This is a genomic window from Roseovarius sp. PS-C2 (assembly GCF_018862045.1).
Taxonomy (GTDB): Bacteria; Pseudomonadota; Alphaproteobacteria; order Rhodobacterales; family Rhodobacteraceae; genus Roseovarius.
Genome location: NZ_JAHKSQ010000002.1, coordinates 306,570 through 321,121, shown reverse-complemented (window position 1 = coordinate 321,121; position 14,552 = coordinate 306,570). Strand labels below are relative to the sequence as shown.

The window sequence follows — 14,552 nt, the reverse complement described above, 5'->3', positions numbered from 1 at the left end:
TGCGCCTTGTGTCTGCCTGCGCGCCACCTTAGAACGCCTGTCAGGCAAGGCCAAGCAGGAGAGTGGCGGCATGAATATCCTGATCCTCGGTGGTGGTGGGCGCGAACATGCGCTGGCCTGGGCGGTGATGCAGAACCCCAAATGCGACAAGCTGATCGTCGCGCCGGGCAATGCCGGGATCGCGCAAATCGCCGAATGCGCCAGCCTCGATGTGGAAAACGGCGCGGCTGTGGTCAATTTCTGCGAGGCCAACGCCATCGACTTCGTCATCGTCGGCCCCGAGGCCCCTCTGGCCGCAGGCGTCAGCGACCGGCTGCGCGATGCCGGGCTGCTGGTGTTCGGCCCGTCGCAGGCAGCAGCGGAACTGGAAGCCTCGAAAAGCTTCACCAAGGCCATCTGCGATGCGGCAAACGCCCCCACGGCGGCCTATGCCCATTTCACCGATGCCGAAGCCGCCAAAGCCTATGTCAAATCACAGGGCGCGCCCATCGTCGTCAAGGCCGACGGGCTGGCCGCCGGCAAGGGCGTGATCGTGGCCGAAACCGAAGATCAGGCGCTCGCCGCCATCGACGACATGTTCGGCGGCGAGTTCGGCGCGGCAGGCGCCGAGGTGGTGATCGAAGAATTCATGACCGGCGAAGAGGCCAGCTTTTTCGTGCTCTGCGACGGTGAATCCGCCCTGCCCATCGGCACCGCACAGGACCACAAGCGCGTCGGCGAGGGCGACACCGGCCCCAATACCGGCGGCATGGGGGCCTATTCCCCCGCCCCGGTTCTGACCGACGAGATCGCGCAAAAGGCGCTCGATGAAATCGTCAAACCCACGCTGGCCGAAATGGCCCGGCGCGGCACGCCCTATCAGGGGGTGCTTTATGCCGGGCTGATGATCGAAAACGGCCAGCCCCGTCTGGTGGAATACAACGTGCGCTTCGGCGATCCGGAATGCCAGGTGCTGATGATGCGCCTCGGCGCGCAGGCGCTGGACCTGATGCAGGCCGCCGCCGAAGGGCGGCTGGCCGAAACACGGGTCAACTGGGCCAACGATCATGCCATGACCATTGTGATGGCCGCCAGGGGCTATCCCGGCGCCTATGAAAAGAGCAGCGTGATCAAGGGGCTGGACAATTGCGCCGAGGACAGCTTTCACATGGTCTTTCACGCCGGAACATCCGAAAAGGACGGGCAGATCCTGGCCTCGGGCGGTCGGGTGCTGAACGTCACCGCACGCGGGGCGTCGCTGGAACAGGCCCGCGACCGCGCCTATGCCATGGTCGACCGGATCGACTGGCCCGAAGGATTCTGCCGCCGTGACATTGGCTGGCGCGCGCTTGGATGATCCTGCGTGACAAACCGGGCATCATGCAGTTGCTGTTTGCGCTGCGCGGCTCGGTCCTGCCTGCCATCCTGCCCCGCATTCTGGGCATGTCCCTGATCGCGGCGGGGCTGGTCGCAATAGATCAGCATGTTTTCACCCTCGTTCATACCAGCCCTGCGGCATTCGCCGTATTCGGTGTCGCGCTTTCGCTGTTCCTCGGCTTTCGCAACAACGCCGCCTACGAACGCTGGTGGGAAGGCCGCCGATTATGGGGGCAGCTGGTGGCCGACATGCGCGCATTGCCCCGCGAAACCGAACTGTTCATCGAAAACCCGGCCCGGCGCGAGCGCATCCAACGGCTGGCACTGGCCTTTATCCATCACCACCGCATCCAATTGCGCGGTCTCAGCGACCACAGCCGCGTGAATGACTGGTCCGCCGAGACCTTCAGCGACACGCCGCACCCGCCTTGTGGCGTGCTGAACAGAATGACCCATGAATTGCAGGCCGCCAGGGCCAAGGGCGAAATCGACGGATTCGGCCTCAGGGCGCTTGGCGAACGGATGGCCAACATCGCCCTGGCGCAGGCCGGATGCGAGCGGATCGCAACCACCCCGCTGCCCTATGTCTATTCCTTGCTGGTGTTCCGCACGACCTATCTTTATTGCCTGCTGCTGCCTTTCGCGCTTATGGACACCGCCGGCTGGATGACACCGCTTTTCGTCTGCATGGTCGCCTATGTGTTCTTCGGTCTGGCCGAAGTGACCGAGGAACTGGCCCATCCCTTCGGGGAAACGGTGAACGGCCTGCCGCTGGACGCCATGTGCCGCACGATCGAAATCAGCATGGCCCCGCATCTGGGGGTCGAGGCCCCGCCGCCCGTGAAGCCCGACAACTATTACCTGAGCTGACGCATGTATATCGCGGGGGCCAACCCCCGCACCCCCGGAGTATTTCCGGAACGGTGAAGATCAGCGGCAGGATTGTGCGGCGCTCATGCTGTCCGGTCCGGTATAAGGACCGAGATCGCGCGCGATGACCCTGCCCTGCGTCAGCCCGACGCCCATGACCCTCGACCAGTCGCCCGAGGCCACGATCATTTCGGCGCGCGACCCGCATTCCCGAATCCCGCCGGGAATGAAATCCCAGCCGATCTTGTGATTGGTGAACCCGGCTCGCTCTGCCACGGGAACGAGAGCCCCATCGTCATAGCGCCAGATGCGCAGGGTTTTCGCCAAATGCGGACGGTCGATATAGGCGATCTCGATCGTCCCGTCGCCATCCAGATCGGCCGCGCCCACCGGGGCCAGCCAACGATGGGCCTGTCCGATATACGGCGTATGGGCCAGCAGGGTGAAATCCCGCCCCGGCGCACGATAGCCATAGATTTCAAGTCGCGCCCCATAGCGGACATGCGAGGCGACGACGATCACCTCGTTGCGCCCGTCGCCATCGAGGTCCGCCAGCCTTGGGCTCGTGTCTTCGAAAACCCTGTCGGGCCCGGCAGATACGGAATCACAAAACGCCGCCTTGCCCTGGCCCGGCGGCACGATCCCGACATATAGCGCCGTCGCCTCGACGCTATCGCCCAGAACCCCGTGATCATAGGCCGTGCTGCGCCCGGCGAACCACGCAAGCGCAACGGGCCGCTGCGCCGATCGCGCGACGGAGCTTCCGGGCGGTCCCTCTGTATGGATACATCCCCGGCCCGATCCGCGCGGCTTGGTCACATCCTGCGCGGCAAGCGGGGTGGCGGCACTGACGAACAGCGCGGCAAGGCCTGCAATCGCTGGCCCCGTCCGCATCGTTCAGATCTGTTTCTCGGGCATCCGGACGATCAGCCCGTCCAGCGCATCGGTAACCTTGAGCTGGCAGGTCAGGCGCGAGCGTTCGGGATCGGGCTCATAGGCGAAATCCAGCATGTCCTCTTCCATGTCGTCCTTGGCGGGCAGCTTATCCACCCAGGCCGGATCGACATAGACATGGCAGGTCGAACAGGCGCAGGCACCGCCGCAATCCGCCTCGATGCCGGGAATATTGTTGTCACGCGCGCCTTCCATCACGGTCAGGCCATTGGCCACATCGACCACATGTTCGGTCCCGTTATGCTCGATATAGGTGATCTTCGCCATGAACTCCTGTTCTCCCTTGATGTGGCAGACACGCCCGTTACCTAGACAAGCCGACCCCGCCAGACCAGCCCCATTTGCGACCTTTCGGGAAAAGAGATGCGACAAAATCCGCATATTCTCACTTTGTTCCCCAACGCGCACCGCACAGCCCGGCTTTCCTGCCGGGCCCAAAACCGCTAGGGTATTGCAAAACAACGCCTCCGAGGCCCGAGCATGATCTCCCGCACCGCCTTTCCCGCCTTGCTGGCCTGTGGCTTGCTGATGGCCTGCAACCCGGACGTGCCGTCGGCGATGAATGACCCCGAGATCGTGCAAACCCTGCAAGAGGCTCCTCCGGGTGCGCCCCCCGGCACCTGTTGGGGCAAGGAGACCGCCCCCGCCGTGATCGAGACCGAGACCCGGCAGGTCCTGCTGCAACCGGCGCAGGTTCTCGACGACGGCACGGTGCTCCAACCCGCGATCTACAAAACGGAAACCCGTCAGGCGATCCTGCGCGAACGCAAGGTGACGTGGTTTCAAACCCCCTGCCCCCGCGAACTGACCCCCGATTTCATCGCCTCGCTGCAACGGGCGCTCAAGGTGCGGGGTCACTACCGTGGCCCGGTCACGGGCCGCATGGAGCCCCGCACCCGCGCCGCCATACGCGCGTTTCAGGCGCCGCAGGGGCTCGATTCGGGCATCCTGTCGCTTAAGTCCGCCCGGCAACTGGGCCTTGCCGTTGTCGAAGACCCGCTGTCCCCCGGCTGAGCGTCGCATAACGCCGGATTCGGTCCGGGCAGGCCCATCGATTCGCACATCCTTTCGCAGTTGCCGCATGGCAGTGTGATCGAAATGCCACAGCCGTCCGGTGGCCGATTTCCCGCAATCGTCCCGAAACCGCCTGCGCTCTGTGCGCTCCGCTCAACAGAACGGCGCACGGATCGGCCTTGCGCATATGGGCGTTCGCCAACCGCCAAAATTATCGAATGATCGCTTAACCTTAGGTCAGCCTTTCTTATGCATTTTCTGCATAGCAGCATTGATCACGCGGGGTATTGTGCACACGCAGCATCGGCGTATCTTGAGGTCAACAGCAAGACACACACACACCCAAACGGTGTTCACCACTTAAATTCGGACGCAAGACGATGACTTTCGCAAACTACACCCGCGCAACGGAAACCGGCCTCGGACTGGAAATCAGTGCCGCTCTGCATCACCTGATGCAACGCTTTTCCGACTACCGCATCTATCGCGCCACTCTGAACGAGTTGCAGAACCTCGACGACCGTTCGCTGGCCGATCTCGGCCTGCACCGCTCGGGCCTGCGCTCCGCCGCACTGGAAGCCGTATACGGCATTCAGAACTAAAGATTTTTCGAGTTCAGGTGCTTCTCTCCTCCTCCCTGAAGCACCTGTCAATGGCGGCGGCTCCCCTCCTCCTCCCTTAGGAGCCGCCGCCCTAAAGACCCGGGTCACATCCAGACCCAAAAGATTGCGATAGGCCCTCTCCTCCTCCCTGGGCCGCTCGTAAGATGGAACGGCGGCGCCTCTCCTCCTCCCTGGCGCCGCCGTTTTCTTTTTGTGCCAGACACTTGACGGAGAGTGGCCCAACCTGCTCGTATCCCGGTGAACAGCACGGGACAGCAAACATGACCCTTTCCGCCGACACCCCTTCGATCCGTCAGGCCATCATCGACGCCGTCGCCGATGGTTTTGAGCGGCAAACCGAATTTCTGGCCGATTTCACCCGCATCCCCAGCACACGCGGACAGGAAGACCCCGCGCTCGACTTCATGGCCAAGGCCCTGAAGGAGCGCGATTGGGACGTGGATGACTGGAGCGTTCCGACAGCCGCACTGCGGGACCAGCCGGGATTTTGCGATTGCAACGGCGAGGTCACGCATATCCGCTCGGTGGTCGGCACACTCGACCCCGGCACCGGCGGCGGGCGCTCTCTGATACTGCAAGGCCATCTCGATGTCGTGCCCGAAGGCCCGCATGAAATGTGGGCAACGCCGCCCTATGATCCGCAAATCCGCGATGGCTGGATGTATGGGCGCGGCGCGGGCGACATGAAGGCGGGTAAGGTCGCGGCGCTGTTCGCCGTCGATGCCCTGCGCCGGGCGGGCCATGCCCCGGCGGGCCGGGTGCATTACCAATCGGTCGTCGAAGAGGAAAGCTCGGGCCTCGGCGCGCTGTCCACCCTCGCGCGCGGCTATCGCGCCGATTGCGCCTTCATCCCCGAACCCACCGGTCTCGGGCTGGTGCGCGCGCAGGTCGGCGCGATCTGGTTCCGCCTCAAGGTGCGCGGACGGCCCGCCCATGTGGCCTATGCCGGCACCGGTTCCAGTGCGATCACCGCCGCGATGCACCTCATCAACGCGCTTCAGGACATGGAGAACGACTGGAATGCCGAAGCCGCCAATCACCCGCATTACCGCGAAGTCACGCACCCGCTGAATTTCAACGCCGGTATGATCCGGGGCGGCGACTGGACCTCCAGCCTGCCCGCCTGGTGCGACGTGGATTGCCGCATGGGCCTGCTGCCCGGCGATGACGTGGAGGCGCGCCGCGCGCAAATCGTCGATACCGTCGAAAAAGCCGCCGCCGCCCACCCCTTCCTGCGCGACACCCCGCCCGAAATCGAATGGACGGGGTTCATGGCCGATGGTTACGCGCTCGAAAACGCCGACGCCCCCGAGGCCGCGCTGGCCCGCGCCCATGCCGCCGCCACAGGGCAGGCCAAACCCGAGGATCAGTCATGGACAGCCCTGACCGACACGCGGTTTTACGGGCTCTACCACGGCATCCCCAGCCTGTGTTACGGCCCCGAAGCCGACAGCATCCACGGCTTTGACGAAAAGGTGAATCTCGCCTCGATGCAACGCTGCACCGAGGTGATCGCCCTGTTCATCGCCGACTGGTGCGGATTGCGACCAATAGGGGGTTAATGCAGGGCCAGCGCCCGCCGCCTGCGGCGCACCGGGCGCGCCGCGCCACCGCTTCCGGCCTGTTTCAGAAACCCGACAAAGGCCTGCGCCGCCGGGCTGACCGCATTGCGCGCCTCCGGACAGTCCAGTGCGACCTGCGCCGCCCGTGCGGTCACCGCGTCCGGTTCGGCGAAAACCCATTCCAGAAATCCCATGCGCGCCACCGCCTCGGCCTCGGCCCCGGTTGCGTCGCTGGTTTCCAATCCGCTCAGAATGCGGCCTGCACTCATTTCGTTCACTCCTTCGGCCACACCCCGGGCCGATCTGGGGCAAAGGACCATGTGAACGAAACGAAACCGGACGCCGGTTTCCCCCGTCCGCACCGCCCTCCGCAGCTTGACGTTGTCCAAGGCTGGTTTCCGGGCTTGGAGAGATCGGATGCAGCGCCTTCCCGGACCTGTTCACGCGTCCAGTGGCCTTGTGCCGCATCCCCCATCCTTACCGTTGCGGGGGCAGCGCCGGAGTTTCACCGGCTTCCCAATTCTCCCGCATTATGCGGGCACCTCGGAGTTTGAGAGTGCCCCGGAACGCCGAGTCGCGCAAGCTGTGAAAACGCCATTTCCGGCCGGCCACCGACACGCCGCAACCCTCGTCCGTTTCGAAATATTCCGCGCGGCTTGTGAGAACGGGATCAGAACGGCACGTCGTCCGTGCCCATGACGAATCGCGCCACCACTTTCTTGACGCCCGCCTTTTCAAAATCGATCTCCAGCTTGTCGCCCTCGATTCCGATGATCGCGCCATAACCGAATTTCTGGTGAAACACCCGCTCGCCCACCGTATGAGCGCTGACGGCCTGCGCGTCGATCACGCTGGATTTCGCCCCGCGCGGCTGGCTGGCGGGCCGCTCGGCGGCACGTTCCTGCAACCGCCGCCACCCCGGCGAATTATAGACATTGGCCTCGGCCACGCGCTGCTCCAGCCCGCTTTGCGCCGCACCGCCCGCCGCCGCGCCATAGTCCCCGCCATACAGCCCCGGCGGGGTCAACACCTCGACATGCGCCTCGGGCAATTCGTCGATAAAGCGCGAGGGCAATTGCGATTGCCACTGCCCATAGACCCGGCGGTTCCCGGCAAAGGAAATCGTGCAAAGTTCCTCGGCCCGCGTGATGCCCACATAGGCCAGCCGCCGCTCTTCCTCGATACCTTTCAGCCCGCTTTCGTCCATCGAGCGCTGCGAGGGAAACAGCCCATCCTCCCACCCCGGCAGGAACACGGCGGGAAATTCCAGCCCCTTGGCGGCGTGCAGGGTCATGATCGACACCTTCTCGCCCTGCTCGTCGCTTTCGTTGTCCATGATCAGGCTGACATGCTCCAGAAACCCGCCAAGGTTCTCGAACTGCTCCAGCGCCTTCACCAGTTCCTTGAGGTTCTCCAGACGCCCCGGAGCCTCGGGCGTCTTGTCGTTCTGCCACATCTCCGTGTAGCCGGATTCATCTAGGATGATCTCGGCCAGCTCCACATGGCTGAGGTCCGCATCGCCCGTCATCCGGCCCCAGCGTGACAGGTCCACCACCAGCTTGCCGAGCGCCTGCGCGCCCTTGCCCTTGATCGCACCCTGCTCCACCGCCAGGGCCGCGCCATTCAGCAACGACACGCCATTCTCCCGCGCGATTCGCTGGATCGTCTGCTGCGCCTTGTCGCCAAGCCCGCGCTTGGGCGTGTTCACGATCCGCTCGAAGGCCAGATCGTCTGCAGGGCTGACCACCAGCCGGAAATAGGCCATGGCGTCGCGAATCTCCATCCGCTCGTAAAACCGCGGCCCACCAATCACCCGATAGGGCAAGCCGATGGTCAGGAACCGATCCTCGAAGGCGCGCATCTGGTGGCTGGCGCGCACCAGAATCGCCATCTCGTCCAGCCCGATGGGCCGCATCCCGCGTGTGCCGCGCTGCATCGCCTCGATCTCTTCACCGATCCAACGGGCCTCTTCCTCGCCGTCCCAATGGCCGATCAGGCGCACCTTTTCGCCCTCGGGCGCGTCGGTCCACAACTCCTTGCCAAGCCGCCCCTTGTTGGCCGCGATCACGCCCCCCGCAGCCGCCAGAATATGCGGGGTCGAGCGGTAATTCTGCTCCAGCCGGATCACCGTGGCGCCGGGAAAATCCTTCTCGAAGCGCAGGATGTTGCCCACCTCGGCCCCGCGCCAGCCATAGATCGACTGATCGTCGTCCCCCACGCAGCAGATATTCCTGTGCCCCCCCGCCAGCAGCCGCAGCCAAAGATACTGCGCGACGTTGGTATCCTGATACTCGTCCACCAGAATATAACGGAACCAGCGCTGATACTGCGCCAGCACATCCGCGTGCTGCTGGAAAATCGTGACCACATGCAACAGCAAGTCACCGAAATCCACCGCGTTCAGCTCACGCAGGCGGGTCTGGTATTGCCGATACAGCGCCGGGGCCTTGCCATCGAACGCCGATGCCTCGCCGGCAGGCACCGTATCCGGTGTCCACGCACGGTTTTTCCAGTTGTCGATCACCCCCGCCAATTGCCGCGCAGGCCAGCGTTTGTCGTCAATGCCAGCCGCCTGAATCAACTGCTTGAGCAGGCGAACCTGATCGTCGGTGTCCAGAATGGTGAAGTTCGATTTCAGATCGACCAGTTCCGCATGGCGGCGCAGCAGTTTCACGCAGATCGAATGGAACGTGCCCAGCCACGGCATTCCCTCCACCGCCTCGCCCAGCATCCGGCCCACGCGCTCTTTCATCTCGCGCGCCGCCTTGTTGGTGAATGTCACCGCCAGAATCTCGTTCGGACGGGCCGAACCGGTGTTCAGCAGATGCACGATACGGGTGGTCAGCGCCTTGGTCTTCCCGGTCCCCGCCCCGGCCAGCATCAACACGGGGCCATCCAGCGCCTCGACCGCCGCGCGCTGCTCGGGGTTGAGATCGTCGAGATAGGGCATCGGCCGCGCCGCCAGGGCGCGCGCGGACAGGCTGGCGCCGTCGAAGGCGTCGGATTCGTCATAACTGCTCATGCCGCTCAGGATAGCGCGGGTTAAATTCGAGTTAAAGAGAATGTTCAGGGATTGTTCCAAGGCCTTGCGCCTCTCCGTCCCGGCACTGGACAATACCGGGGACGCGCTTACAGTCGCGTCATGGATCTGCATTCCCGATACCCCGCGCTCGGCGACCTGCGCGCCCGCGCCCGCCGCCGCATCCCGCATTTCGTCTGGGAATATCTCGACAGCGGCACAGGGTCCGAGGCCACGACCGCCCGCAACCGCCGCAAACTGGACGAGGTTCTGCTGATGCCCTCGGCCCTGCATGGTGAGGTCGCGCCCGACCTGTCGGCGCAGCTGTTCGGCCACACCCTGCCGCTGCCCTTCGGCATCGCGCCGCTTGGCATGTCGGGCATGATCTGGCCGGGGGCCGAACACCTGCTGGCACGCGCCGCGGCACAGGCGGGCATTCCCTATTGCCTGTCCACCGTCGCCACGCAGACGCCTGCCGATCTCAAGGGCACGCTCGGCGACCACGCCTGGTTCCAGATGTATCCGCCCCGCGATCCCGACATTCGCAAGGACATGCTGCAAAAGGCACGCGATGCGGGCTTTGGCGTGCTGGTCCTGACGGTCGACGTCCCGGTGCCCAGCCGTCGTGAACGGCAGGTGCGTTCAGGCCTGACCACCCCGCCAAAGCTGACGCCCCGCCTGATGGCGCAGGTCGCGTGCCGCCCGGCCTGGGCGCTCGGCATCGCGCAGCGCGGCATGCCCCGGATGAAACTGATCGACGAATATGCCGGGAATGTCAGCGGCCTGCCCTCGACCAAACACGCGGGCTACCTGCTGCGCACCGCGCCGGACTGGGATTACCTGCGCTGGCTGCGCGAGGCATGGGACGGGCCGATGATCGTCAAGGGCGTCATGGAAGCGCGCGATGCCGAACGGCTCGAGGCCGAGGGCGTCGATGCGGTCTGGATTTCCAACCATGCCGGGCGACAGTTCGACGCCGCCCCCGCCACGATCGAGGTGCTGCCCGCCATCCGCGCCGCCACCTCGAAACCCGTGCTGATCGACGGCGGGTTCGAGGGCGGGCTCGACATCCTGCGCGCCATCGCGCTCGGGGCGGATTTCGTGATGATGGGGCGGCCCTGGCACTATGCGCTCGGGGCGCTCGGGGCCGATGGCCCGGCCCATCTGTGCGACATCCTCTCGCTCGACCTTCAGGCCAACATGGGCCAGCTCGGCCTGTCCGCCCTGTCCGGGGCACGCGGCAGGATGATTCCCGCCCCATAGGAAACCTATACACCCGCCACGCGGCACCCTAATAGCCAGAAAAACGCCAAACCCTTGAAACAAAACATATAACACTCTCTGCCCGGCAGGGTGGCGCGGCTACCCGTTCGGGCGGGAAATGTCGCGTTACGGTGAAAGACGTCGCAGCGGCATTGCGCAAACCTTTCACAATTCCTACAAACTGGCCGCACCGGCGCTGCACCGCAGCAACCGCGCATCGCACGCGCCGGCCAGACAACATGCGACAGACAGGGGGGCTGAAGCCCGTGAGCGACTTCAAAAAGATCCTTATCGCAAACCGCGGCGAGATCGCGATCCGTATCATGCGGGCGGCGAACGAGATGGGCAAACGCACCGTCGCCGTCTTCGCCGAAGAAGACAAACTGGGCCTGCATCGGTTCAAGGCTGACGAGGCCTATCGCATCGGCGAGGGGCTCGGCCCCGTGGCCGCCTACCTGTCGATCGACGAGATCATCCGCGTCGCCAGGGAAAGCGGCGCCGACGCGATCCATCCCGGCTACGGGCTGCTGTCGGAAAACCCCGATTTCGTCGATGCCTGCGTGGCCAACGGCATCGCCTTCATCGGCCCCAGGGCCGAAACCATGCGCGCCCTCGGCGACAAGGCCAGCGCACGCAAGGTCGCCATCGCGGCCGGTGTGCCGGTGATCCCCGCCACCGAAGTTCTGGGCGACGACATGGAGGCCATCCGCAAGGAAGCGGGCGAAATCGGCTATCCGCTGATGCTCAAGGCCTCCTGGGGCGGCGGCGGGCGCGGGATGCGCCCGATCCAGAACGCCGATGAACTGCCCGAAAAGGTCATGGAAGGCCGCCGCGAGGCCGAGGCCGCCTTTGGCAACGGCGAGGGCTATCTCGAAAAGATGATCACCCGCGCCCGCCATGTCGAGGTGCAGATCCTCGGCGACAAGCACGGCAACATGTATCACCTGTTCGAGCGCGACTGCACCGTGCAGCGCCGCAACCAGAAGGTCGTCGAACGCGCCCCCGCCCCGTATCTGAGCGACCTCCAGCGCGCCGAGATCTGCGAACTGGGCTACAAGATCTGCAAGCACGTGAACTACGAATGCGCGGGCACGGTCGAATTCCTGATGGATATGGACTCCGGCCAGTTCTACTTCATCGAGGTGAACCCCCGCGTGCAGGTCGAACACACCGTCACCGAGGAAGTGACCGGCATCGACATCGTGCAGGCGCAGATCAGGATCGCCGAAGGCAGGACCATCCAGGAGGCCACCGGCAAGGCCAGCCAGGACGCCATCGCCCTGAACGGCCACGCCCTGCAAACCCGGATCACCACCGAAGACCCGCTCAACAACTTCATCCCCGATTACGGCCGCATCACCGCCTATCGCTCGGCCACCGGCATGGGCATTCGCCTCGATGGCGGCACGGCCTATGCGGGCGGGGTGATCACGCGCTATTACGACAGCCTGCTGACCAAGGTCACGGCCCATGCGCAAACCCCCGAGGCCGCCATCGCCCGGATGGACCGCGCCCTGCGCGAATTCCGTATTCGCGGTGTCTCCACCAACATCGCCTTCGTGGAAAACCTGCTGAAACACCCGACGTTTCTCGGCAACGAATACACCACCAAATTCATCGACGAGACCCCCGAACTGTTCCAGTTCGCCAAGCGGCGCGACCGCGGCACCAAGGTTCTGACCTATATCGCCGACATCACCGTGAACGGGCACCCCGAAACCACCGGTCGCGCGAAACCCGCCGCCGATGCCAAGCCCCCGCGCCCGCCGCGCCTGATCGGCGATCCCGCCCCCGGCACCAGGACCCTGCTGGACGAAAAGGGCGCCAAGGCCGTGGCCGACTGGATGCTCGGGCAGAACCGGCTTCTGCTGACCGACACCACCATGCGCGACGGGCATCAGTCGCTTCTGGCCACGCGGATGCGCTCGATCGACATGGTCAGGGCCGCCCCGGCCTATGCCGCCAACCTGCCGCAACTCTTCTCCGTCGAATGCTGGGGCGGGGCCACCTTCGACGTGGCCTACCGCTTCCTTCAGGAATGCCCCTGGCAGCGCCTGCGCGACCTGCGCGCCGCCATGCCCAACCTTCTGACGCAGATGCTGCTGCGCGCCTCCAACGGCGTGGGCTACACCAACTACCCCGACAACGTGGTGCAGGAATTCGTCCGTCAGGCCGCCGAAACCGGCGTCGACGTGTTCCGCGTGTTCGACAGCCTCAACTGGGTGGAAAACATGCGCGTCGCGATGGACGCGGTGATCGACACAGGCAAGATCTGCGAAGGCACGATCTGCTATACCGGCGACATCCTCGACCCGGACCGCGCCAAGTACGACCTGAAATACTATGTCTCGATGGCCAAAGAGCTGGAAGCCGCAGGCGCGCATATCCTCGGCCTCAAGGACATGGCGGGCCTGCTGAAACCCGCCGCCGCGCGGGCGCTGGTCAAGGCCCTCAAGGACGAGCTGACGATCCCCGTGCATTTCCACACCCATGACACCAGCGGCATCGCGGGCGGCACCATTCTGGCGGCAAGCGATGCGGGCGTCGATGCCGTGGACGCGGCGATGGACGCGTTCTCGGGCGGCACCTCGCAGCCCTGCCTCGGCTCCATCGTCGAGGCCCTGATGCACACCGAACGCGACACCGGCCTCAGCATCGAGCGCATCCGCGAAATCTCGAACTACTGGGAACATGTCCGCGCGCAATATGTCGCCTTCGAATCCGGCCTCGCCGCGCCGGCCTCCGAGGTCTACCTGCACGAAATGCCCGGCGGGCAGTTCACCAACCTCAAGGCGCAGGCCCGCAGCCTGGGGCTCGAGGAAAAATGGCCCGAGGTGGCGAAAACCTATGCCGACGTGAACCAGATGTTCGGCGACATCGTCAAGGTCACGCCGTCCTCCAAGGTGGTGGGCGACATGGCTCTGATGATGGTCTCCCAGGGCCTGACCCGCGAACAGGTGGAAGACCCCGATACCGATGTGGCCTTCCCCGATTCGGTCATCGACATGATGCGCGGCAATCTCGGCCAGCCGCCGGGCGGCTTCCCCGATGGCATCGTGCAAAAGGTCCTGAAGGACGAAAAGCCCAACACCGAACGCCCCGGCAAGCATCTTGCGCCGGTCGATCTGGACACGGCGCGCGCCGACCTTGTCGGCCAGCTCGAAGGCAAGGCCGTCGATAGCGAAGACCTCAACGGCTACCTGATGTATCCCAAGGTGTTCCTCGATTACATGGGCCGCCACCGCAACTATGGCCCGGTGCGCACCCTGCCCACGCGCACCTTCTTCTACGGCATGGAACCGGGCGAGGAAATCAGCGCCGAGATCGACCCCGGCAAGATCCTCGAAATCCGCCTGCAGGCCGTGGGCGAAACCGACGAGAACGGCGAGGTCAAGGTGTTCTTCGAACTCAACGGCCAGCCCCGCGTGATCCGGGTGCCCAACCGCCTGGTGAAATCCACCACCGCCGCCCGGCCCAAGGCCGAACAGGGCAACCCCGCCCATGTCGGCGCGCCAATGCCCGGCGTCGTCGCCAGCGTCACCGTCAGCGCGGGCCAGACCGTCAAGGAAGGCGACATGCTGCTGACCATCGAGGCGATGAAGATGGAAACCGGCATCCACGCCGAACGCGACGCCACCGTCAAGGCCGTCCACGTCCAACCCGGCGGCCAGATCGACGCCAAGGACCTGCTCGTCGAATTCGAATAACGCCAAAGGGCCCCGGAGGATGCTCCGGGGCCTTTTTTCTTTCGGGCCTTTCCGATGGGAGGGTGAAACCGAAACCGACCTTGCGTGCCGGGCAAAGGTACAATCCACCCCTTCCCACACTCCCCATGCCCACACTGGTGCGTACGAAACTGACGCCCAAAACGTACAAAACGCACCGCACGCC

11 protein-coding genes and 1 riboswitch are annotated in these 14,552 nt (G+C 64.7%); of the genes, 7 read left to right on the top strand and 4 right to left on the bottom strand.

All coding sequences use genetic code 11. From position 1 onward, the window contains the following. The first annotated feature begins 70 nt into the window (after positions 1 to 70). Both purD and KPG71_RS04950 read left to right on the top strand, forming a co-directional pair. Positions 71 to 1,336 (top strand): phosphoribosylamine--glycine ligase, encoded by a 1,266-nt coding sequence (gene purD / locus KPG71_RS04955; RefSeq protein ID WP_216337211.1) that lies wholly within the window; start codon positions 71 to 73, stop codon positions 1,334 to 1,336. Then, positions 1,333 to 2,226, top strand: coding sequence for a bestrophin family protein (locus tag KPG71_RS04950; protein ID WP_216337011.1), 894 nt, complete (start codon positions 1,333 to 1,335; stop codon positions 2,224 to 2,226). Before purD ends, KPG71_RS04950 begins: the two co-directional genes overlap by 4 nt. A gap of 60 nt (positions 2,227 to 2,286) precedes the next feature. On the opposite strand, the gene KPG71_RS04945 is transcribed toward KPG71_RS04950, so the two are convergent. After that, positions 2,287 to 3,120, bottom strand: coding sequence for a VCBS repeat-containing protein (locus KPG71_RS04945; RefSeq protein WP_253196099.1), 834 nt, complete (start codon positions 3,118 to 3,120; stop codon positions 2,287 to 2,289). Positions 3,121 to 3,123: 3 nt separating this feature from the next. Then, a complete protein-coding gene (locus tag KPG71_RS04940) occupies positions 3,124 to 3,447 on the bottom strand; it encodes a 2Fe-2S iron-sulfur cluster-binding protein (protein WP_073034821.1) in 324 nt (107 codons plus the stop codon). A 213-nt stretch (positions 3,448 to 3,660) separates the two neighbouring features. Between KPG71_RS04940 and KPG71_RS04935 the strand changes: the two genes are divergently transcribed. The 3 genes from KPG71_RS04935 (at position 3,661) to KPG71_RS04925 (ending at position 6,379) form a co-directional block, all read left to right on the top strand. Further along, the gene (locus KPG71_RS04935; protein ID WP_216337010.1) at positions 3,661 to 4,194 is read left to right on the top strand and encodes a peptidoglycan-binding protein; all 534 of its coding nucleotides are present in this window, start codon (positions 3,661 to 3,663) and stop codon (positions 4,192 to 4,194) included. A gap of 380 nt (positions 4,195 to 4,574) precedes the next feature. After that, positions 4,575 to 4,796 carry a DUF1127 domain-containing protein gene (locus KPG71_RS04930; protein WP_216337009.1) on the top strand — a complete coding sequence of 74 codons (222 nt, stop codon included), beginning with the start codon at positions 4,575 to 4,577 and terminating at the stop codon, positions 4,794 to 4,796. Between the two features lie 281 nt (positions 4,797 to 5,077). Beyond that, entirely contained in the window at positions 5,078 to 6,379 is a 1,302-nt protein-coding gene (locus KPG71_RS04925; protein WP_216337008.1) for an ArgE/DapE family deacylase, read from the top strand. Here KPG71_RS04925 and KPG71_RS04920 read toward each other — a convergent pair. Continuing rightward, positions 6,376 to 6,648, bottom strand: coding sequence for a hypothetical protein (locus KPG71_RS04920; RefSeq protein WP_253196098.1), 273 nt, complete (start codon positions 6,646 to 6,648; stop codon positions 6,376 to 6,378). The two genes, KPG71_RS04925 and KPG71_RS04920, sit on opposite strands and share 4 nt — an antisense overlap. Before the next feature lie 102 nt (positions 6,649 to 6,750). Continuing rightward, a riboswitch (cobalamin riboswitch) is annotated at positions 6,751 to 6,940 on the bottom strand. 109 nt (positions 6,941 to 7,049) lie between these two features. Further along, positions 7,050 to 9,401 (bottom strand): ATP-dependent helicase, encoded by a 2,352-nt coding sequence (locus tag KPG71_RS04915; RefSeq protein ID WP_216337007.1) that lies wholly within the window; start codon positions 9,399 to 9,401, stop codon positions 7,050 to 7,052. A 120-nt stretch (positions 9,402 to 9,521) separates the two neighbouring features. Here KPG71_RS04915 and KPG71_RS04910 point away from each other — a divergent pair, with 120 nt between their 5' ends. Both KPG71_RS04910 and KPG71_RS04905 read left to right on the top strand, forming a co-directional pair. Further along, a complete protein-coding gene (locus tag KPG71_RS04910) occupies positions 9,522 to 10,661 on the top strand; it encodes an alpha-hydroxy acid oxidase (protein ID WP_216337006.1) in 1,140 nt (379 codons plus the stop codon). Positions 10,662 to 10,927: 266 nt separating this feature from the next. Next, positions 10,928 to 14,368 carry a pyruvate carboxylase gene (locus KPG71_RS04905; protein WP_216337005.1) on the top strand — a complete coding sequence of 1,147 codons (3,441 nt, stop codon included), beginning with the start codon at positions 10,928 to 10,930 and terminating at the stop codon, positions 14,366 to 14,368. Positions 14,369 to 14,552: the final 184 nt, after the last annotated feature.